This is a genomic window from Pseudomonas sp. FP215 (assembly GCF_030687795.1).
Taxonomy (GTDB): domain Bacteria; phylum Pseudomonadota; class Gammaproteobacteria; order Pseudomonadales; family Pseudomonadaceae; genus Aquipseudomonas; species Aquipseudomonas salmasensis.
The window spans coordinates 3280388-3301549 of the sequence record NZ_CP117447.1; the positions used below are offsets into that span (position 1 = coordinate 3280388).

The 21162-nt window shown below is 60.1% G+C and carries 20 protein-coding genes; 13 read left to right on the top strand and 7 right to left on the bottom strand.

Annotation, left to right across the window (positions count from 1 at the left end):
• Window positions 1-93 precede the first annotated feature (93 nt).
• Together pnuC and PSH76_RS14855 are read left to right on the top strand one after the other, a co-directional pair.
• On the top strand, window positions 94-657 hold the full coding sequence (pnuC, locus tag PSH76_RS14850; protein WP_032892112.1) for a nicotinamide riboside transporter PnuC: 564 nt from the start codon (window positions 94-96) through the stop codon (window positions 655-657).
• Window positions 654-1172, top strand: a complete 519-nt coding sequence (locus PSH76_RS14855; RefSeq protein ID WP_003190840.1) for an AAA family ATPase — start codon at window positions 654-656, stop codon at window positions 1170-1172. The genes pnuC and PSH76_RS14855 overlap by 4 nt, the downstream gene beginning before the upstream one ends.
• A 118-nt stretch (window positions 1173-1290) precedes the next feature.
• On the opposite strand, the gene PSH76_RS14860 is transcribed toward PSH76_RS14855, so the two are convergent.
• Window positions 1291-2568, bottom strand: a complete 1278-nt coding sequence (locus tag PSH76_RS14860) for an ATP-binding protein (RefSeq protein WP_305494406.1) — start codon at window positions 2566-2568, stop codon at window positions 1291-1293.
• Window positions 2569-3276: a response regulator gene (locus PSH76_RS14865; protein ID WP_032892114.1), complete on the bottom strand. Its 708-nt coding sequence runs from the start codon at window positions 3274-3276 to the stop codon at window positions 2569-2571.
• A 157-nt stretch (window positions 3277-3433) separates the two neighbouring features.
• Here PSH76_RS14865 and PSH76_RS14870 point away from each other — a divergent pair, with 157 nt between their 5' ends.
• The gene (locus PSH76_RS14870) at window positions 3434-4633 is read left to right on the top strand and encodes an MFS transporter (protein WP_305494407.1); all 1200 of its coding nucleotides are present in this window, start codon (window positions 3434-3436) and stop codon (window positions 4631-4633) included.
• Here PSH76_RS14870 and PSH76_RS14875 read toward each other — a convergent pair.
• Window positions 4589-5191 (bottom strand): tRNA-(ms[2]io[6]A)-hydroxylase, encoded by a 603-nt coding sequence (locus tag PSH76_RS14875; RefSeq protein WP_032892116.1) that lies wholly within the window; start codon window positions 5189-5191, stop codon window positions 4589-4591. The two genes, PSH76_RS14870 and PSH76_RS14875, sit on opposite strands and share 45 nt — an antisense overlap.
• 150 nt (window positions 5192-5341) lie before the next feature.
• Here PSH76_RS14875 and PSH76_RS14880 point away from each other — a divergent pair, with 150 nt between their 5' ends.
• Window positions 5342-6205: a universal stress protein gene (locus tag PSH76_RS14880; RefSeq protein WP_305494408.1), complete on the top strand. Its 864-nt coding sequence runs from the start codon at window positions 5342-5344 to the stop codon at window positions 6203-6205.
• Window positions 6206-6332: 127 nt separating this feature from the next.
• On the opposite strand, the gene PSH76_RS14885 is transcribed toward PSH76_RS14880, so the two are convergent.
• Window positions 6333-6803 (bottom strand): DUF1289 domain-containing protein, encoded by a 471-nt coding sequence (locus tag PSH76_RS14885; RefSeq protein WP_032892118.1) that lies wholly within the window; start codon window positions 6801-6803, stop codon window positions 6333-6335.
• Window positions 6804-7198: 395 nt separating this feature from the next.
• Between PSH76_RS14885 and acnB the strand changes: the two genes are divergently transcribed.
• Window positions 7199-9808 carry a bifunctional aconitate hydratase 2/2-methylisocitrate dehydratase gene (acnB, locus tag PSH76_RS14890; RefSeq protein WP_032892119.1) on the top strand — a complete coding sequence of 870 codons (2610 nt, stop codon included), beginning with the start codon at window positions 7199-7201 and terminating at the stop codon, window positions 9806-9808.
• Window positions 9809-10475: 667 nt separating this feature from the next.
• On the opposite strand, the gene PSH76_RS14895 is transcribed toward acnB, so the two are convergent.
• Window positions 10476-11753, bottom strand: a complete 1278-nt coding sequence (locus tag PSH76_RS14895) for a serine/threonine transporter (RefSeq protein ID WP_305494409.1) — start codon at window positions 11751-11753, stop codon at window positions 10476-10478.
• Between the two features lie 413 nt (window positions 11754-12166).
• Between PSH76_RS14895 and PSH76_RS14900 the strand changes: the two genes are divergently transcribed.
• Both PSH76_RS14900 and PSH76_RS14905 read left to right on the top strand, forming a co-directional pair.
• The gene (locus tag PSH76_RS14900; protein ID WP_305494410.1) at window positions 12167-12667 is read left to right on the top strand and encodes a DUF4822 domain-containing protein; all 501 of its coding nucleotides are present in this window, start codon (window positions 12167-12169) and stop codon (window positions 12665-12667) included.
• 90 nt (window positions 12668-12757) lie between these two features.
• Entirely contained in the window at window positions 12758-13171 is a 414-nt protein-coding gene (locus PSH76_RS14905; protein ID WP_032897465.1) for a hypothetical protein, read from the top strand.
• A 12-nt stretch (window positions 13172-13183) separates the two neighbouring features.
• Here PSH76_RS14905 and PSH76_RS14910 read toward each other — a convergent pair whose 3' ends face one another.
• On the bottom strand, window positions 13184-13516 hold the full coding sequence (locus PSH76_RS14910) for a hypothetical protein (protein ID WP_032892123.1): 333 nt from the start codon (window positions 13514-13516) through the stop codon (window positions 13184-13186).
• Window positions 13517-13803: 287 nt separating this feature from the next.
• Between PSH76_RS14910 and PSH76_RS14915 the strand changes: the two genes are divergently transcribed.
• The 5 genes from PSH76_RS14915 to PSH76_RS14935 all read left to right on the top strand — a co-directional run bounded on the left by PSH76_RS14915 (window position 13804) and on the right by PSH76_RS14935 (window position 18733).
• The gene (locus tag PSH76_RS14915; RefSeq protein WP_305494411.1) at window positions 13804-14757 is read left to right on the top strand and encodes a 2-hydroxyacid dehydrogenase; all 954 of its coding nucleotides are present in this window, start codon (window positions 13804-13806) and stop codon (window positions 14755-14757) included.
• 129 nt (window positions 14758-14886) lie between these two features.
• A complete protein-coding gene (locus tag PSH76_RS14920) occupies window positions 14887-15954 on the top strand; it encodes a phosphotransferase family protein (RefSeq protein ID WP_098951739.1) in 1068 nt (355 codons plus the stop codon).
• 21 nt (window positions 15955-15975) lie between these two features.
• A complete protein-coding gene (locus PSH76_RS14925; RefSeq protein ID WP_032892126.1) occupies window positions 15976-16743 on the top strand; it encodes an SDR family oxidoreductase in 768 nt (255 codons plus the stop codon).
• Window positions 16744-16813: 70 nt separating this feature from the next.
• The gene (locus tag PSH76_RS14930) at window positions 16814-18247 is read left to right on the top strand and encodes a PLP-dependent aminotransferase family protein (RefSeq protein WP_305494412.1); all 1434 of its coding nucleotides are present in this window, start codon (window positions 16814-16816) and stop codon (window positions 18245-18247) included.
• A gap of 84 nt (window positions 18248-18331) precedes the next feature.
• Entirely contained in the window at window positions 18332-18733 is a 402-nt protein-coding gene (locus PSH76_RS14935; protein WP_098951742.1) for a cupin domain-containing protein, read from the top strand.
• A gap of 126 nt (window positions 18734-18859) precedes the next feature.
• Here the strand turns inward: PSH76_RS14935 and PSH76_RS14940 are convergent, their stop codons facing one another.
• Window positions 18860-19489 carry a DNA-3-methyladenine glycosylase I gene (locus PSH76_RS14940; protein ID WP_032892129.1) on the bottom strand — a complete coding sequence of 210 codons (630 nt, stop codon included), beginning with the start codon at window positions 19487-19489 and terminating at the stop codon, window positions 18860-18862.
• A gap of 215 nt (window positions 19490-19704) precedes the next feature.
• Between PSH76_RS14940 and PSH76_RS14945 the strand changes: the two genes are divergently transcribed.
• Window positions 19705-21030, top strand: coding sequence for a C4-dicarboxylate transporter DctA (locus tag PSH76_RS14945; RefSeq protein ID WP_169855370.1), 1326 nt, complete (start codon window positions 19705-19707; stop codon window positions 21028-21030).
• Window positions 21031-21162: the final 132 nt, after the last annotated feature.

The following is a 21162-nucleotide window of genomic DNA, read 5'->3' on the forward strand; positions in this document are numbered from 1 at the left end:
GCGAGCCCACGTGCGCGTTTGTCCTGCGGTGTTTGAGGTTCGGTGGCCTCTAGGTACAATCACCGCCCTCTCCCACTCCCCCAAGGATTCGCCATGTCCGGGCTTGAACTGTTTGCCGCTGCCCTGGGGGTGATCGCCGTTTGGCTGACGGTCAAACAAAACCCCTGGTGCTGGCCCATCGGCTTGGTGATGGTGCTGCTCTACACTTGGGTGTTCTTTGAGGTCAAACTCTACTCCGACATGCTGCTGCAAGTGGTCTATGCGGCCTTGCAGGTGTATGGCTGGTGGCAGTGGACCCGCGCTGGCGAGGTCAAGCAAGGCCGCCAGGTCACCAGCCTGAAAGCGCCGGCAATCATGGCCAGCCTGGCTGTGGGTGCCGTTGGCAGTCTGCTGCTGGGCGCCGCCATGGCCCACTGGACCGACGCCGCCCAGCCTTGGCTCGACGCCGCGCTCACCGGTTTCAGCCTGGTGGCGCAAATGTGGATGGCGCAAAAACGTGTGCAGTGCTGGGCCTTGTGGATCGTGGTGGATGTGATCTTCGTCGGCCTGTTCCTTTACAAAGGCCTCTACCTCACCGCCGCGCTCTACGCACTGTTTACCGTGATTGCCGTGCAAGGCTGGCGCGAGTGGCGCGCCGACCCGGCGTTGCGCGCATGAAGGTGGTGGTATTGGCAGGCCCCGAATCCAGCGGCAAGAGCTGGCTGGCGGCGCAGTTGCACGCGCACTTCGGCGGGTTGATGGTAGGGGAATATGTGCGCTACTTCATCGATCAGCATCAGCGCGACACCACCCTGGCGGATATCCCGGCCATTGCCCAAGGCCAGTTGGCCTGGGAGGATGCCGCCCGCGCCAAACGCCCCGCGTTGCTGATCCTCGACACCCACCTGCTCACCAACAGGCTCTGGAGCCAGACCTTGTTCGGCGACTACCCCGGCTGGCTGGATGACGAACTCCTGGCGCGGCATTACGACCTGCACCTGCTGCTCTCCCCCGAAGACGTGGAATGGAGTGCCGACGGCCAGCGCTGCCAGCCGGAACTGGCGGATAGGCAGGCGTTTTTCCAGGCCAGTCTGGAATGGATGCAGCAGCACCAACAGCCACTGGTGGTGATTCGCGGGGGCTGGGAACAACGGCGCCAGGCGGCGTTTGCCGCGGTAACGCAGTTGCTGTAGGAGCGAGCTTGCTCGCGAAAAACGTCAACGATAACGCGTGTTTTCTGGATAAACGCGGCGCCTGTGAGTGTTTCGCGAGCGAGCTCGCTCCTACAGCATGACGTTGGGGCATGCGCCTTTACTCGGCATATGCCCACGTCATCCGAAACGACGCCCCGCCCCATTCCGAATCCAGCACCTCAACTTGCCCGCCATGCCACTGGCTGACACGCTTGACCAGCGCCAGGCCCAGGCCAAACCCGCCTGTGCGGCGGTCGCGGCTGGCGTCGAGGCGCAGGAAGGGTTCGAATATCTTGGTGCGGCCCTCCAGCGGCACCCCCGGCCCATCGTCGTTGACCCGCACTTCGTAACCGCTGCCAAACTTGACCAGCGACACTTCCACACGGCGGTCGGCATAACGAATGGCGTTGCGCAGCAGGTTGATCACGGCCCGCGCCATAAAGCGTGGCTCGATCTGGATAACGTCCACCTCGCAGGTGCGCAACGACAGCTGCACCCCTTGCGCCTCGGCCTCCAGGGCCACGGCGCCTATAACACTGTCGAGCCAACTGTGGGCCTCGATATGCTCGCGGGTGACCTGGGTGGCGCCTGGCTCCAGGCTTGCGTAGGTCAATAGTTCGGAGACCATTTCTTCCAGCTCACCTAGGTCGGCGTACATGTCGTTGATCAACGCTCGGCTTTGCCGTGGGTCGCCCTGCTGCCTGAGTTGATCAAGCTCGAATGACAACCGCGCAATCGGTGTGCGCAATTCGTGGGAGACCGCATTGGTGAGTTCGCGCTGGTTGGCGATCAAACCCTCAATGCGCTCGGCCATCTGGTTGAAATGCCCGGCCAGGGAACGCACGGTGGAACGGCTCGGCAGCAAGATGCGCGAGCCCAGGTCGTTGTCACCGAAACGTTGCGCCGCGAGGCGAATGTGCTCCAGGTCGCGCCAGTGTGGGCGCACCCAGAAATACAGGACAATGGCCAGGCTCACGCCCAGGAAGCCGTAGGCCCACAGGTACAACCACTTGGGTTCTTCCGGCAATTTGATTTCGAGTAATTGCGGGCCATCGTCGATAGGCGCGAGAAACTTCATGAAATCTTCGCGCACCACCACCTGGCCAGCCGCCAGGAGTTTCTGCTCGCGTTCGCTCAACTGCTGGGTGTCGCGTTGCACCAGTTTAAGCCGCAAGCCGTAATGCGGCTGAAGTTCGTCCAGGCGTGCCTGGCGCGCCTCTGCCGGCACGGGTCGCAGCTGTTCCACCAAGGCCCACGCCGGGCCGCGCAGGGCTTCACGGTTGTAGGTCTCGTTGGACTCGGGCATGTAGGTGTCCAGGCCGAAGTTCACCAGCCAGATCGACCCGGCCAGGCCGAGCGCGAGAATCAAATAGAGGCGCAGATACAAGCGCAGCATCTACACCTCCCACGCGAACGGATTGAACAGGTAGCCCTTGCCCCAGATGGTCTTGATGCACACCGGCTCGCGGGGGTTGTCATTGAGCTTGCCGCGCAGTTTGCTGATGTACACGTCTACGCTGCGGTTCAGTCCATCAAAGGCAATGCCGCGCATGCGGTTGAGGATATCGTCACGGGAGAGAACCTTGCCCGAGCTGCTGGCCAGCAACCACAGCAACTCGAACTCCATGGTGGTGAGGTCAATGGTTTCGTCGCCCAGACGCACCACCCGGCAACTGCGATCAATCGACAAGCGGCCGAACTCCAGAGCGCCGCGCACCGTGGGCTCTGGCACCTGGCGGCGCTGCAACGCACGCAGGCGCGCCAGCAACACCGGCGGTTTGATCGGCTTGATCACGTAATCGTCAGCACCGGACTCAAGGCCAAGGATATGGTCCAGGTCATCTTCCTTGGCGGTGAGGATTACGATGGGCGTGTCCGACACGTTGCGAATCTCGCGACAGACATGCAGCCCACTCTGCCCCGGCAGCATCAGATCGAGCACGACGATCTTCGGCTTGAAATCCACAAACGCCGCCAGGGCTTCATCGCCCCGATGCACCACCCGAACCTCGAACCCATGTTGCGACAAAAAATGCGAGACCAGCGCTGCCAGCTTTTCATCGTCCTCAACGAGCAGGACCTTGCCCAGACCCAGGTTTTCCATAAGTTCTCAGTGTGGATGCGCGGATTGAAAAAGGGCCATTATAGGTGGCAAGCTGGCCGACAGAAGCCGCTGGCCAGCACCCAGCGAAGAAGCTTCATGCTTTTAAGAGTTTTTAACAAATAGCCTGCACTTTTTAACGCCATTGACAGGGAGTTCCATGCGTAAGGATTACCTGGCGTTCTTCATTTCGCTGTTCCTGTCACGGCTGGCCGACCAGGTTTTGCTGTTTATCGTGCCCCTGATCGTGTTCCAGACCACCCAAAGCGTGTCGTGGGCGGGGCTGGCATTTTTTTTCGAGTCGCTGCCGCGTTACCTGGCGTTTCCGGTATGCGGCGCGCTGTGCGACAGGTTTTCACCGGTGCGTATCCTGCATATCAGCCAGGTGTATCGGGCGTTGGCGTGTGTGGTAGCGATGGCGTGCTATGGGCTGTTCGACGGCATCCATTGGCTGGTGATGCTGTCTGCGTTGTGCGGCGTATTGACCACCCAGGGCATCATGGCGCGGGAAGTGGTGATGCCGCATATCTTCGGGCAGTACACCTACGCCAAGACCTTGTCCTATTCGCAAATCGCCGACCAGAGTGGCCTGGTGCTCGGCCCGTTGGTGGCGGCGCTGATGCTGGAAGTCTGGGCGTGGCCTTGGGTGGTGCTGGGGGTGGCCGTGCTGTTTGTGCTGGCTGACCTGGCGATGCTGATCTGGCAGCGCAACACCACGGTGACCCTGGAAATACACCAACAGCACCCGGGTGTCTGGCTGCAACCCCTGCGCACCGCCTTTGGCCATATCCTCAACCGGGTGGAGTTGAAGCGCATCATCGTCCTGGCGGTCGGCGTGAACCTGATAGTCGGCGTGACGCTGGCCACCTCGGCCGCCCTGGTCACCGGCCACTTCGCAGCGGGCAAAGACGCCTATGCCCTGCTGCAAGCCGCCGGGGCGCTGGTGACCATCGCTATTCTGTTCTACTTGGCGCGCTCATCACTGAAGCTGAAGGTACTGGGCGGGTTGTCGTACTCGATGATCACCGTCGGCGCGCTGATCACCGCGCTCAGCCCCGGCGTGTGGGCCTACGCGGTGGGCTTCCTGCTGGTGAGCGGCTTCGACAAGATGTTCAACGTGTATCTTCGCAGCACTCGTCAACGGGTGATCCCGGTGCAGGATTTCGGCAAGACAGTCGGCGTGATGACCTTGCTCAACAACCTCGCCCAGCCCTTGGCGGGCTTGATGATTGCCGTGCTGGCGGCGCCCTTGGGCACGCCAACGGTGATCCTCCTGCTGGCGGGAATCACCGCCTTGATCGGTGTGGCCGTGGCCTCAGGCTGGCACGCCACTGTGAAAGCGGAACTCGACGTCGGGTGATTCGATCAGGTCCTGCTCGGTGGCCCGCACCCGCTCGATCACTTGGGCGATGTCCTTGGCGTCACCGTACTGGTAGGCCAGCTTCAGGTAGCCCTGGAAGTGCCGCGCCTCGCTCTTGAGCAAGCCGAAGTAGAACTTGCCGAGTTCTTCGTCCAAATGCGGCACCAGTGCTTCGAAACGTTCGCAACTGCGCGCTTCGATAAAGGCGCCTACCACCAGGGTATCCACCAGCTTGACCGGCTCATGGCTGCGCACCACCTTGCGCAAGCCCGAGGCATAACGCCCGGCGTGCAGTTGACGCAGTTCGACCTTGCGCTTTTTCATCAGGCGCATGACCTGCTCGTGGTGCACCAACTCTTCGCGGGCCAGGCGCGACATCATGTTGATCAGGTCAACGTGGCCGTAGTACTTGGCCATCAGGCTCAAGGCGGTGCTGGCGGCTTTGAATTCGCAGTTCTTATGGTCGATCAGCAGGGTTTCCTGATCGGCCAATGCGGCCTGTACCCAGGCATCAGGGGTGCGGCAGCCGAGGAATTCATGGATTTCGGGCAGGTTCATCGGGCTCACGGGCAAAGGATCACTAAAGGGCGCCGATTATACCGACCCCGCCGCAGACCACCAGCCACCGGCCTTGATGTGTATCAACATGACGGCTGCCGGCCAGCAACTATAGTTATCCAACGCCCGCCCTTTTTGGAGATCCCGACCATGCAAGCCATCCGCAGCATCCTGGTGGTCATCGAGCCCGAGCACTCCGAAAGCCTGGCACTCAAGCGTGCCAAGCTGATTGCCGGGGTGACCGACGCGCACCTGCACTTGCTGGTCTGTGACAAGAAACACGAACATTCGGCGCTGCTGAGCCTGCTCAAGCAAGGCTTGACGGAAGACGGCTACAGCGTCACCACCGAGCAAGCGTGGAACGACAGCCTGCATGAAACCATCATCGATGTGCAGCAAGCCGAAGGCTGCGGCCTGGTGATCAAGCAGCACTTCCCCGACAGCCCGCTGAAAAAAGCCCTATTGACCCCGGCGGACTGGAAGTTGCTGCGCTATTGCCCAACGCCAGTGTTGCTGGTCAAGACCGCTACGCCCTGGGCGGGCGGCGTGATCCTGGCGGCCATCGACGTGGGCAATACCGATGCCGAACACCGCTCGCTGCACCATTCGATCATCGACCATGGCTTTGATATCGCCAGCCTGGCCAAGGCCAAATTGCATGTCATCAGCGCTCACCCGTCGCCCATGCTGTCGGCGGCCGACCCGACCTTTCAGCTCAAGGAAACCATCGAGGCGCGCTATCGTGAGCAATGCAAGGCATTCCAGGCTGAGTTCGACGTAGACGACAGTCACCTGCATATCAAGGAAGGCCCAGCCGATGTGCTGATCCCGCATATGGCCCATCAATTACAGGCGGCGGTGACCATTATCGGCACGGTGGCGCGCACGGGGATTTCCGGCGCGTTGATCGGCAATACGGCGGAGGTGGTGCTGGATGCGGTGCAAAGCGATGTGCTGGTGCTAAAACCGCAGACGCTCATGGATCAACTGGAAGAGCTGGCGACCAAACCCTGACCCTGAAGATCAACTGTAGGAGCGAGCTTGCTCGCGAAAAACGCCAACGATAACGCGCGCTTCCTGAATAAACGCGGCGTCTTTAAGTTTTTCGCGAGCAAGCTCGCTCCTACATTGACCGCGCCCGTCAGTTACCCAGCGCATCTTTCAAGAAGCCCGGCGCGATATAGCGCTGGTAATGCGCCTCGGACAAGATAAAGAACTCGCGATCAATGGCATCGCGCAATTCAGGCAGCGCCCAGTCGCGAAACTCCGGCAACAGCACCATGCCATAGGCCTCCAGGTTATTGATCACCCGGGCTCCACGGGCGATCAACTGGTAGGCCCAGCAATACTCGGACTGGTGCGGCACAAAGCGAATCTTGCGTTGCTCCAACTGCCCGCGCAGGGTCTTAGGGTCGAAAACCTCCACTTTGCCGGCCATGACCTGCACCAACAGCTGCTCAAGCCTGAGCCAGACCGCGCGTTTTTCTTCTTCGTTATAGCCGTTCCACTGGATCACTTCATGGTGGAAACGCTTGCATCCACGGCACACGAGATCGCCGTAGACCGTGGAACACAGGCCGACGCAGGGAGTTTTGATGGTTTGGTTGGGCATGGGCAACGACACGCAAATCCGCGAAACAGTGCGCCATGTTAGCCCTTTGTCTAAGGTTGATCACCCAGCAAACTTGAGCAGGCAACTTACCTTTAGATTTTTTTTGCCGTAGAATCACCCGGCCTTGTAAGGCGCCAATAATCCGCTGGAAGCTGTTTTCAAAGCGTCACGAGCACAGTCGTTCCTTCAGAACGGTGTTGGCGCAGGTTCGACCCGGTAGGTCAGAGCCCGCGCCAACCCTCATCAGCTCCGTTCTGCAGGCGTAAAACTTTGAAAGCAGCTTCTGTAAGGAATGCCGGCAGCGCTGGCTTTGCGGCCCAAAAAGCCCCCGAGCGCATGCGTGCCGTTCATTTCTGGATGAGCGTCCCGTGGGACCACTGATGAGGGTAATAACTGTGCTTGAAGCCTACCGCAAACATATCGAAGAGCGTGCAGCACTGGGTATCGTTCCCCAGCCGCTTAACGCCGAACAAACCGCAGGCCTGGTCGAGCTGCTGAAAAATCCTCCGGCTGGCGAAGAAGAATTCCTCGTTGACCTGATCACCAACCGCATTCCACCAGGCGTTGACGAAGCCGCTTACGTCAAGGCCGGTTTCCTGTCTGCCCTGGCCAAGGGCGAAGCCACTTCCCCCCTGATCGACAAGAAGCGCGCTGTTGAACTGCTCGGCACCATGCAAGGCGGCTACAACATCGTGACGTTGGTCGAGCTGCTGGACGACGCCGAACTGGCGCCCGTCGCGGCCGCCCAGCTCAAGCACACCCTGCTGATGTTCGATGCGTTCCACGACGTCGCCGAAAAAGCCCGCAACGGCAACGAACACGCCAAAGGCGTGATCCAGTCCTGGGCTGATGGCGAGTGGTTCCGCAACCGCCCTACCCTGGCCGACAAGATCAGCCTGCGCGTCTTCAAGGTCACCGGCGAAACCAACACCGACGACCTGTCGCCTGCGCCTGATGCCTGGTCCCGCCCTGACATCCCGCTGCACGCCCTGGCCATGCTGAAAATGGCCCGTGAAGGCATCGTGCCGGACGAGCAAGGCAAGACCGGCCCGATGAAGCAGATCGAAGAGATGCGCGGCCAAGGCTTCCCGATCGCCTACGTGGGCGACGTGGTCGGTACCGGTTCGTCGCGTAAATCGGCAACCAACTCGGTGCTGTGGTTCTTCGGTGACGACGTGCCTTACGTGCCGAACAAGCGTGCCGGCGGTTTCTGCTTCGGCAGCAAGATCGCTCCGATCTTCTACAACACCATGGAAGATGCTGGCGCACTGCCAATCGAATTCGACGTCACCAACATGAACATGGGCGACGTGATCGACCTGTACCCGCATGCTGGCAAAGTCTGCAAGCACGGCACCGACGAAGTCCTGACCACCTTCGAAATGAAGACTCCGGTGCTGTTGGACGAAGTTCGCGCCGGCGGCCGTATCCCGCTGATCATTGGCCGTGGCCTGACCGACAAGGCCCGCGCCGAACTGGGCCTGGGCCCTACCGACCTGTTCAAGCTGCCTGAAGCGCCTGTCGACACTGGCAAAGGCTTCACCCTGGCACAGAAAATGGTCGGCAAGGCCTGCGGCCTGCCAGAAGGCAAAGGCGTTCGTCCTGGCACCTACTGCGAGCCGAAGATGACCACCGTGGGGTCCCAGGACACCACCGGCCCAATGACCCGTGACGAACTCAAAGACCTGGCGTGCCTGGGCTTCTCGACCGACCTGGTGATGCAGTCCTTCTGCCACACCGCGGCTTACCCGAAGCCGATCGACGTGACCACCCACCACACCCTGCCTGACTTCATCATGACCCGTGGCGGTGTATCGCTGCGTCCAGGCGACGGCATCATCCACAGCTGGCTGAACCGCATGCTGCTGCCGGACACCGTCGGTACCGGTGGTGACTCCCACACCCGTTTCCCGATGGGCATCTCGTTCCCGGCCGGTTCTGGCCTGGTCGCATTTGCCGCCGCCACCGGCGTCATGCCGCTGGACATGCCGGAATCGATCCTGGTGCGCTTCAAAGGCAAGATGAAGCCTGGCATCACCCTGCGTGACCTGGTTCATGCCATTCCTTACTACGCGATCCAGGCTGGCCTGCTGACCGTAGAGAAGAAAGGCAAGAAGAACGCCTTCTCTGGCCGCATCCTGGAAATCGAAGGCCTGAACGACTTGACGCTGGAACAGGCTTTCGAGCTGTCCGACGCCTCGGCTGAACGTTCGGCTGCCGGTTGCACCATCAAGCTGTCCAAAGAGTCCGTCACCGAATACCTGAACTCCAACATCACCCTGCTGCGCTGGATGATCGGCGAAGGCTACGGCGATGCACGCACCCTGGAACGTCGCGCCCAAGCGATGGAAGCCTGGGTTGCCAACCCGGAACTGATGGAAGCCGATGCCGACGCCGAATACGCCGAAATCATCGAGATCGACCTGGCGGAAATCAACGAGCCGATCCTCTGCGCGCCAAACGACCCGGACGACGCCCGTCTGCTGTCCAGCGTGGCTGGCGAGAAGATCGACGAAGTGTTCATCGGTTCGTGCATGACCAACATCGGTCACTTCCGCGCTGCCGGTAAACTGCTGGAGCAGGTCAAGGGCCAGCTGCCAACCCGTCTGTGGCTGTCGCCGCCGACCAAGATGGACGCTCACCAACTGACCGAAGAAGGCTACTACGGCATCTACGGCAAGGCTGGCGCCCGCATGGAAATGCCAGGCTGCTCGCTGTGCATGGGTAACCAGGCACGCGTTGAGCCGAACTCCACCGTGGTGTCGACCTCGACCCGTAACTTCCCGAACCGCCTGGGTGATGGTGCCAACGTCTACCTGGCGTCGGCTGAGCTGGCGGCCGTGGCCTCTACCCTGGGTCGCCTGCCGACCGTCGAAGAGTACATGGGCTACGCGGCGAAACTGGACACCATGGCCAGTGACGTCTACCGCTACCTGAACTTCGACCAGATCGCTGAGTTCCGCAAGATCGCAGCGAGCGCCAACATCCCGGTGATTCAAGCTTAACGGTGTGTTGATGTAAAAAACGCCGCGTATCGCAAGGTACGCGGCGTTTTTTTATGCCTGGAACTAACCATTACTGCCAACACAAAACAAATGTGGGAGCCGCGGACCCTGTGGCGAGGGAGCTTGCTCCCGGGACGGCCTGACAGACGATGCTGATCTAACTGACGCAACGCGATCCAAATGTGGGAGCTGGCTTGCCTGCGATGACGGCCTGCCAGCCGGCGCCTATCTACCTGACACCCCGCGATCCTAATGTGGGAGCGGGCTTGCTCGCGAAGGCGGCCTGGCAGTCAACACAGTTGGACCGGGTACATATCCATTCCTGCGGTAACGGCCACTTAGGGTTCCGCCCTGACGGCGGCTCACTTTTGAAAAGCGCAAAAGTAAGCAAAACGCTCTTGCCCCACCACTCGGCACCTCGCCTAGGCTCGGTGTGCCCGTAATCCGCCAGTGATTTGGGGGGCCGCCGCCACGCGCCATCCATGGCGCGGGGCGGCTAAACCGGCATCCCTGCCGGTTTACCCCCCAAATCCCTGTCGAATTCCGGCCAGCGTGGTTTAACGGGGCGCTTAAGATCAAAAGCAGATCAAGAGCGGCTCGCTTCGCATCGTGGTTACCGTGTGCTGCTACAGCCCACAAAGTTCAGTCAGATAGACCGCATCAGGGCTCAAGCAACCAGCGAATACACCAACGCCGTAATGGCAACCAAACCAACTGCCGTCACAAACACATTCGACGCCTGCCCACGGTACTTGGCCATGGCCGGCACCTTGCGGATGGCGTACATCGGCATCATGAACAGAATCGACGCAATCACCGGCCCACCCAGGGTCTCGATCATGCCGAGGATGCTCGGGTTAAGCGTGGCGACGATCCAGCACACCACCAGCATGAAGGCTGCGGTCATGCGGTCCAGGGTCTTGGGCGCCGGACGGCGGCCAGTCTTGACCACCAGGCCCTTGAGGCCCTCGCTGGCGCCGATGTAGTGGCCCAGGAACGACTTGGCAATCGCCACGAACGCAATCAACGGTGCGGCAAAGGCAATCGTCGGGTTATCGAAGTGGTTAGCCAGATACGACAGGATCGACAGGTTCTGCGCTTTCGCTTCGGCTAACTGTGCGGGCGACAGGGTCAGCACGCAACTGAACACAAAGAACAACACCATCGCCACCATCAGCAAGTGCGCGCGGGACAGGATCTGCGAGCTGCGCTCCTCGGCGTGTACGCCGTACTGGCGCTTCTGGTCCACCGCAAAGGCCGAGATGATCGGTGAATGGTTGAACGAGAACACCATCACCGGAATCGCCAGCCACAGCGTGTTGAGCAACGCCGACGGTGCCGGCACTTCGCTCGCGGTGCTGAGAATGCCGCCATTCCAGTGCGGTACCAGGTACACCGCCAGGAACAGCAAGGCGACAATAAACGGATACACCATCAGGCTCATGGCCTTGACGATCACCTGCTCACCGCAACGCACCACGGCCAGCAGACCCAGGATCAACACAAACGCCAGGATCGCCCGCGGCGGCGGCAGGATATGCAGCTGGTGCTCCATGAAGCTGCTGACGGTATTGGTCAGCGCTACGCTGTAGATCAGCAGGATCGGGAAGATTGCAAAGAAGTACAGCAAGGTGATCAGCGCACCGGCCTTGATACCGAAATGCTCTTCAACCACGTCGGTGATGTCGGAACCTTCACGGCCGGACAGCACGAAACGGGTCAGCCCACGGTGGGCAAAGAACGTCATCGGGAAGGCCAGCAACGCCAGGATCACCAGCGGCCAGAAGCCCCCCAGGCCCGCGTTGATCGGCAAGAACAAAGTACCGGCGCCAATGGCGGTACCGAATAGCCCGAGCATCCAGGTAGTGTCCTGGCGGCTCCAGCTTGTGAGCGTTGCAGGTGTCGTTGCATAGCGTTCGTCGACGCTATTGGCCTGATCATTCATCCGGTCGGATCTCCGCATTCACACGGCCAGCACGAGTCAGAAAAACCTGACAGGCAGCGCCCTGGCCGAAACAAGGGCCGGATTGTCCGGGATTCTCTTGGAGAAGCAAAGACTTAGCTGAGGAATGGTTAGGCGGTGCAGCCGTTCAGAGGCCGTCCCGAGGGAAGGATTTGGATGACCGAGAAGTCAAACGGAAAGTAGCTCTTTACTATTAAGCGCTAAACATACAAGAAGAGTCCGACAACAACTTCAGAAGTAACCTCCTTCAAAAACATATTATTACTCATACAACACCTCAACTGTTACAGAACCATACACAGCTATTGAGCGTGCACAAATTCACAAACTAATATCTTCGCGCACCGACCAACAACACGATAACAACACTTAGTCAACGCTCAAGGAGTTTGACAATGCGAAGACTCACCCTTGCAGTTACCGGCCTGCTCTTTGCAGGCTTATTAGGCGCGCCTGCCACTTACGCCAAGCCTGTTGAACACGAGGCGGATATACGTGCCCTGGCCTCCTCGCCCCAATGGCTGACCACCAAAGTCTATATAGAGGGCGAGCCAGAAAACGACGTCAAGGCCCAGTACCCCGGCGTGGTGGGCATATCGATGTGGGATCCGCAGCGCAATCGTTATGAATTCTTCTACACCGATACGGGGCGCTCGAAACACCCCGACGGCGGGGGCGGCTATTTCCTGGTCACTGGCGACAAACAGACCCACATCCTGGTGCCTGACCTAGGCCCGCACCGCACCATCGTCAGAAGGCTGGAAAAACTGGACAGCACCGAGTTTACGTATTCTCGCGAAGTCCCTCGCGACATGGTAGCGACCAACCCTCCCGTTAGAATTTACGTTGTACATGCCCCTTACACAGGGCCGATAAAGACTCAAATGTCAAACTAGCTGGACACCTTCTTTATATCCAGCCATAAAAGCCAACAACAAAAGAGACACTTCATGATAAAGCCATATACTTCATTCAAATCGCTATTAATGCCTGCACTGCTGGCAGCCGTGCTGTTACCCAGCGCAACTACGCTACAGGCCAGCACGACACTGCCCACTAAAAGCATCGCCGCCACGCCAGATAACACCGTCATGTTGACCGTATTTCTTAAACACGATCAATCACGACCGCTCAGCGAATTGAAAGCCCAGCTGGCCAAGCAGGAATTTCATAAAGTCTTCCCGCCGGAAGGTGTCGAAGTCGTCAGCTGGAATATCACCATGGGCATCGGGCAAGTCATTGTGCTGCGTCTGCCGGCGTCGCGCCTGGCTCAAGTCAACCTGGCCATCGAGAACACGGCGTGGGGTGTCTACAAGACAGAATTCTTCCCGACGTACGATTTCATGCCGATCGCGCAAAGAGAGCGAGCCCAGGCACGGCAAACGGGGACTGCGCAGTAGCTGGCGCACTCGCTAAGTGGCCGAGGTGCCCAGGTTTGGATTGCGCAGCTCGCTTTGTATGGCGTTCTGCGCAATAGCCAGTTTTTCTAACAATTCAGAGGTTTCGTGGGCCGTCAGCGCCATAAGTGGGAGGTCCCAGTCATAGTTCTTGATGACGTTTATCCGAAAACCACCCGCCGCATCAAATTCTGGGTACCAACCCACATCCAGTAACAATCCCTCGGCGAACTCCACCTGGAGCATATCTTCCTTTAACAGATCGACCTGCTTGGCCACTGCAATATCCTGCAGGTGCGACAGATCGTCATGGGTGACTGTGCCACCGGTAAAGTTAAGCGAGATCAATTTGTTAACCTCCTGAATTCCTGTTCAGAAATCGGGTGACCATGAATAGCACCAGCGCTGAGCTCTATCCGCACCCAGCGGCTGAGTTTGCCATGGCTGGCCCCAATGCAGTGGGAGAACTCCATCACTTTCCAAGGTTTTCCTTGCGCAAAAAAGCGGGCGCGAATGGACGGCCTGTAAAATCAGACAGGCCTTACGAGCGAAGAAATTTTTCCACCGCAATAAAACGCTCTGTCTTACAAATCCCGCATACTCATGCTCTCAAACCCTTCAGGAAGAGCCTTGCGATGCCCACCACTGTTCTGGTCCTGGTTGAAACCATCAACGAATACCTGCAAATCATCGAAAGCAGTGACTTTCATGTGATCCTGGCGCCGACGCCCGCTGAACGCGCCCAGGCGATCAAGACCCATGGTGGGCAGATCCAGGCTGTGCTGACCCGTGGCCCGCTGGGGCTGTACGCCGAGGAAATCGCCGCGCTGCCCCTGCTGGAGATCATTTGCGTGATTGGTGCCGGCTACGAGCATGTAGACCTGCAGGCGGCGAGCAACCGTGGGATTGTGGTTACCAACGGCGCCGGCGTGAACGCCCCTTCGGTGGCCGATCACGCCATGGCGTTGTTGCTGGCGCTGGTGCGTGGCATTCCCCAGACAGATGCGGCGGTACGGCGCGGCGAATGGCCGAAGGTGATGCGCCCTTCCCTCAGCGGTAAACACCTGGGGATTGTCGGGCTGGGCGCGGTGGGTATGGAAATTGCCCGGCGCGCCGCCCTGGGGTTCGGCATGGAGGTGAGTTATCACAACCGCCAACCCCGCGATGACGTGGATTACACCTATTGTGCGACGGCCGTGGAGCTGGCGCGCACCTCGGACTTCCTGGTGCTGGCCACGCCCGGCGGTGCCAGCACTCGCCACCTGATCGACCGCCACGCCCTGGACGCCCTGGGGCCGCACGGTTTTCTGGTCAACATTGGCCGCGGCAGCGTGGTGGTGACCGCCGACCTGGTCGCCGCACTGGAACAGCGACGCATCGGCGGCGCCGCGCTGGACGTGTTTGACGACGAACCCGCAGTGCCCGATGCCCTCACGCGCCTGAGCAATACCGTGCTGACGTCCCACGTGGCCGGGCTGTCCCCGGAAGCGGTCCATGACACGGTGCAGCGCGTCGCTGACAACCTGGTGGAATACTTTGCCGGCCGCCCCGTGCTTACACCGGTGGCCTTGCCAGCGCCTGCAAAATGACCGATCAGGCACGCTGATCACGCTTCAACACGCTAACCTATTAAGCCGCCCCGACCTTGTCGCTGGGCGGCTGTGCGCATTAGATTAGGAAATAGTCCAAGGCCTTTAGAATAAGCAGAAGGGATAAGCATGGCGCTGAACGACCAATCGACCCAGATTCGCCCAGGCGAAGAACTTGATGCCAGCCTGATCGATCCCTACCTCAAGGCCCATATCCCGGGCTTGGAGGGCACGCCCACTATCAGCCAGTTTCCGGGCGGTGCGTCGAACCTGACCTACCTGCTGGAATACCCCGGCCAGGAATTTGTGCTGCGTCGCCCGCCGTTTGGCCACAAGGCCAAGTCTGCCCACGACATGGGCCGCGAATACCGCATTCTCAACCAGCTTAAAGATGGCTTCCCGTACTGCCCCAAAGCCTACGTGCACTGCACCGATGAATCGGTGATCGGCGCCGAGTTCTATGTGATGGAGCGCGTCAACGGCATCATCCTGCGGTCCGACCTGCCGCCCGAACTGGGCCTGGACGCCACCCGCACCGAAGCCTTGTGCAAAAGCTTTATCGACAAATTCGTTGAGCTGCACCAGGTTGACTACACCGCGTGCGGCCTGGCCGACCTGGGCAAGCCTGAAGGCTACGTGGCACGGCAGATTCGCGGCTGGAGCGAGCGTTATGAAAAAGCCCTGACGCCCGATGCGCCAAAGTGGGAGGCGGTACGCGCCTGGCTCAACGACAAAATGCCAGCCGATCACCCCACCTCCAGCATCGTGCACAACGATTACCGCTTCGACAACGTGATCCTCGACCCGCACAACCCGATGCAGATCATCGGCGTGCTGGACTGGGAGTTGACCACCCTGGGCGACCCGCTGATGGACCTGGGCAACACCCTCGCCTACTGGATCGAGGCCGCAGACCCGGCGCCGGTGCAACTGATGCGCCGCCAGCCGAGCAACGCCCCCGGCATGCTCACCCGCCGCCAGTTTGTCGACTACTACGCCGAGCGCTCCGGCATCCAGATCGACAATTTCGATTTCTATTACACCTACGGCCTGTTCCGCCTGGCCGGCATTGTGCAGCAGATCTACTACCGCTTCTTCCATGGCCAGACCCAGGACAAACGCTTTGCGCAGTTCATTCACATGAACAAACTGCTGGAGCAGATGAGCCTGAACGTCATCGGCAAATCTGCGCTCTGAGTGCAACTACAAGGAACCCTCATGTCCAAGACCAACCTGTTCGACCTCGACGGCAAGATTGCGTTTGTTTCCGGCGCCAGCCGTGGCATCGGTGAGGCCATCGCCAAGTTACTGGCCCAGCAAGGCGCCCATGTGATTGTCTCCAGCCGTAAGCTGGAGGGCTGCCAGCACGTGGCTGATGCGATCATCGCCGACGGCGGCAAAGCCACGGCCATTGCCTGCCATATTGGTGAAATGGAGCAGATCACCCAGGTGTTCGCCGGCATTCGCGAACAGTTCGGCCGCCTGGATATCCTGGTCAACAACGCCGCCACCAACCCGCAGTTCTGCAACGTGCTGGATACCGACCTCGGCGCGTTCCAGAAGACCGTCGACGTGAATATCCGTGGTTACTTCTTCATGTCGGTGGAAGCCGGCAAGCTGATGCGCGAGAACGGCGGCGGCAGCATCATCAACGTGGCCTCGATCAACGGCATCTCGCCGGGTGTGTTCCAGGGCATCTACTCGGTGACCAAGGCCGCCGTGATCAATATGACCAAGGTGTTTGCCAAGGAATGTGCGGCCTTTGGCATCCGTTGCAATGCCCTGCTACCGGGCCTGACCGACACCAAGTTCGCCTCGGCGTTGGTCAAGAACGATTCGATCCTGAACATGGCCCTGGCGCAAATCCCGCTCAAGCGCGTTGCCGCCCCCAGCGAAATGGCCGGCGCGGTGTTGTACCTGGCCAGTGACGCGTCGAGCTATACCACCGGCGTTTCGCTGAATGTGGACGGTGGCTTCTTGTCCTGATCTCGCCTGGGTTTCTTCAGATCGATTTGCGCGTAACCTTGGCGCAGATCGATCTGTCCCAGGATGAAACATGGAACTGCACCTCGTCATCACCGGCCGCAAGGACCTGGCTGCCCAGCTTTATCAGCAATTGCGCCAAGCCATCGCCACCGGGCGACTGTCGGCGGGCGCGCAACTGCCCCCCAGCCGACTGCTCGCCGAACAACTGGGCATCTCGCGCAAGACCGTGTCGGACACCTACGCCACCTTGACCTACGAAGGCCTGCTGATTGGCAAGATCGGCCGCGGCACTTTCGTCAATGCGTGGGCGCCACAGCCCGATCGCGTGCAAACCGCCACCGACCTGGCGTGCGCCGCCAACCTGGGCAAATGGGCGGCATTGCCCTCGCCCATGGGCCACCCCGCCCGTGAAGACATCCTGCGCTACGAATTTATCGGCGGCGCGACGACACGCCACCACTTCCCCCAGGACGAATGGCGGCGTTGCACCCAGGATGCGTTGCGTCGTATCGCCCAGAACAGTGGTTTTTACAGCCAGCCAGAAGGCGTGCCCGCCCTGCGCGAAGCCATCGCCGGGCATATCGCGTTTTCTCGCGGGGTCAAATGCGGGGCCCGCGATATTGTGGTCACCAACGGGGCACAGCAGGCGCTGGACCTGATTGCCCGCGTGGTGCTTGAGCCCGGCAGCCTGGTCGCGATGGAAGACCCAGGCTACAGCCCCGCACGCCAATTGTTCGTCGCGATGGGCGCCAATGTTGCCAGTGTGGCCGTCGACAAAGAGGGCCTGCAGGTCGACCAGATCCCGGATGGCACCCGCTTGATCTATGTGACGCCGTCCCACCAATTCCCCCTCGGCATGCCCATGAGCCAGGCGCGGCGCAAGGCCCTGCTGGACCGCGCCATTGAGCTCGGCGCGATCATCATTGAAGACGATTACGACAGCGAATTCCGCTACGAAGGCCGCCCCACCGACTCCCTGCAAAGCATGGATACCCGAGGCGTGGTTACCTACGTCGGCACCTTCTCCAAAACCCTGTCGCCGGAGTTACGCCTGGGCTATGCGGTGCTGCCGCCGGCCATCTACGGTGCGGTGCTCAAGGCCAAGAAATTGACCGACCAGCACAGCGCTACCTTGCCGCAGTGGGCACTGGCCAAGTTCATCAGTGAAGGTTACCTGCTCAAGCATATTCGTCGCTGTCACAGCCTCTATGCGGGGCGTCGCGAACGCATATTGCAGCGTCTGGCGGGCGATCTGTCACCGTGGTTCGAGGCCGTGCCCACGGTGGCGGGTTTTCACCTCGCGGCCCTGTGCAAGGTGCCAGTGAATATTCCCTTACTGATGGAACGGGCGCGTGAGGTCGAGGTGGGGTTGTATCCCCTGGACCTGTTCTTTCACGATCTGCCGGTGCGCTCGGGGCTGATTCTGGGGTTCGGCGCCATCGAGACCCTGGACATTGACCCGGCGCTGGACAAGGTTCGCGATATTCTCTTGCAGATTGGCTAGGCGGTTTTCCGGCGCATTGGTCATTGGTGGCAGGCCTTCTGCGGCGTAGGGTGAAGCGGTCTTTCACCCGATGGAACCCTCATCATGAAACGCTTATTCGCTGCCACACTGATGCTCGCCTCCCTCAGTGCATTTGCCCACGACCCGGTCTACAACCAGGAAACGCTCAAGGTGCTGCAAGAGCACGCCTTGACCAACGTGCCAGGCAAGAAAACCATCATGCTCACCGTGGACTACGCCCCCGGCCAGGCCACCGTGCCCCACAGCCACACCGGCACCGCCGTGGCGTATGTGCTCGAAGGCCAAATTACCTCGCGGGTCAATGATGAAAAGGCGATCACCTACAAAGCCGGGCAATCGTTCTACGAACCGGCCGGCTCGCGGCATTTTGAGTCAAGCAATGCCAGCCAGACCCAACCGGCCAAACTGCTGGTGGTGATGGTGCTGGATGACAAGGCTGAGGTGCTTACCCCGCTTGCACAGTAACCCGCCACACCACAAATCCCCGTGGGAGCTGGCTTGCCTGCGATAGCGGTGGGCCAGTAAAAGATGAGCTGGCTGATACACAGCTATCGCAGGCAAGCCAGCTCCCACAGTTTCAACCGTGTCTGGTCAGGGACGTTTGAACAGGTTGCGCAGGTGTTCAATACGCGACCGGCACTCGCAACCCTCCAGATGGTCATTGACCATCCCCATCGCCTGCATCAACGCATACATCGTGGTCGGGCCGACAAAGGTCCAGCCGCGTTTCTTCAGGGCTTTGGACAAACGCACCGAAGCCGCCGAGGTCGGATTGGCCGTCCAGTAAGCCATATCCACCACTGCCGGCCGCTCTTGTGCGCCGGGTTCGAACGCCCACAGCCAGCGCGCCAGCGAGCCGGTCTCCTCCACCAGTTCACAGGCCCGACGTGCATTGTTGATGGCCGAGACGATCTTCGCCCGGTTGCGCACAATGCCCGGGTCGCTCATCAACCGCTCGATGTCCGCCTCGCCATACTGCGCCACCCGGCGAAAATCAAAGCCCTCGAACGCCTGGCGAAAGTTTTCGCGCTTGCGCAGGATGGTGATCCACGCCATCCCCGCCTGAAAACCCTCCAGGCAGATCTTCTCGTACAGCGCGATGTCATCCGCCACCGGCACGCCCCACTCGTGGTCGTGGTAATGCAGGTAAGCAGGCGCTGCAGTGCGCCAGGCGCAATACATGCGCCCTGCTTCGTCGGTTGTCAGCCCTGGTTGGTCCATCCATCACCTCGTATGCCGGGGGCGATGATACGCAAAAAAAATTAATCCCCGCCAACCGCTCAAGCATCGTGCTTACCGACCAACTGGTCAGACCGGGACCCGCCAACCGCCAAATAATTGCTTGTGATTTGAAAAAAACCGAGCGTAGACTGGCCCCGCACTGGACTTACCGGTAAGACCACAACAATTAAGCCCTGGAACCACCAGGGCACCGAATAGAGATCCCTCCCATGCTCAGATGGTGCTCGCGTTCGATTTTCCTGCAAGTCGTGATTGGCCTGATGCTCGGCATCGCCTGCGGCCTGGCCCTTCCCGAATTCTCCTCGCAACTCAAACCCTTGGGTGACGGCTTTATCAAGCTGATCAAAATGCTGATTGGCCTGATCGTGTTCTGCGTGGTGGTCAGCGGTATTTCCGGCGCGGGCGACTTGAAGAAAGTCGGGCGCATCGGCCTCAAGTCGGTGATCTATTTTGAAATGCTCACCACCGTCGCCCTGGTGCTCGGCCTGATCATGGCCTTCAGCACCGGCATTGGCAGCGGCGCCAATATTCACCTGGAGCAACTCTCTTCCGCTGGCTTGAATGAGCTGGCCGACAAGGGCCAGCACATCCGCGGCACCAGCCAGTTCCTGATGGAGTTGATCCCCAATTCGGTGGTCGGCGCCTTTGCCGATAACAACGTGCTGCAAGTGCTTCTGTTCTCGGTGCTGTTCGGCAGCGCGCTGAACCTGGTGGGCGAAGCGGCCAGCGGCATCTCGCGGCTGATCAACGAATTGAGCCATGTGATCTTCCGCATCATGGGCATGATCGTGCGCCTGGCGCCAATTGGCGTATTCGGTGCCATCGCCTTCACCACCAGCACCTATGGCCTGGACTCACTGCAACACCTGGGCAGCCTGGTGGGGCTTTTCTACCTGACCTGCTTTGCCTTCGTGGCGGTGATCCTCGGGCTGGTGATGCGCCTCTCGGGCCTGCGCATGTTGCCGCTGCTCAAGTACCTGCGTGAAGAACTGCTGATCGTGATGGGCACCGCTTCGTCGGATGCGGTGTTGCCACAGATCATGCGCAAGCTGGAACACCTGGGTATCGGCAGCTCCACCGTGGGCCTGGTGATTCCCACCGGCTATTCGTTCAACCTCGACGGTTTCTCCATCTACCTGACCCTGGCGATCGTGTTTATCGCCAACGCCACCGGTACACCGCTGTCGATGACCGACTTGCTGACCATCCTCCTGGTATCGTTGATCACCTCCAAAGGCGCCCATGGCATTCCAGGCTCGGCGTTGGTGATCCTGGCGGCAACGCTCACGGCGATCCCGGCGATTCCGGTGGTCGGCCTGGTGTTGGTGCTGGCGGTGGACTGGTTCATGGGCATCGGCCGCGCGCTGACCAACCTGATCGGCAACTGCGTGGCCACCGTGGCAATTGCGCGCTGGGAAAAAGACATTGATATCCAGCGCGCCAACAAGGTGCTCGACGGCCAGCAGGGCTACGCCTTCCAGGCCAAGAAGCCGGTGCTGCCGGCGCATCAGGAGTTCTAGGACAACACCCATCCAATGTGGGAGCTGGCTTGCCTGCGATAGCGGTGGGTCAGCGTCAAATGTAGTGCCTGACACTCAGTCATCGCAGGCAAGCCAGCTCCCACATTGGACCTTCGCCAGACTGAATACTGT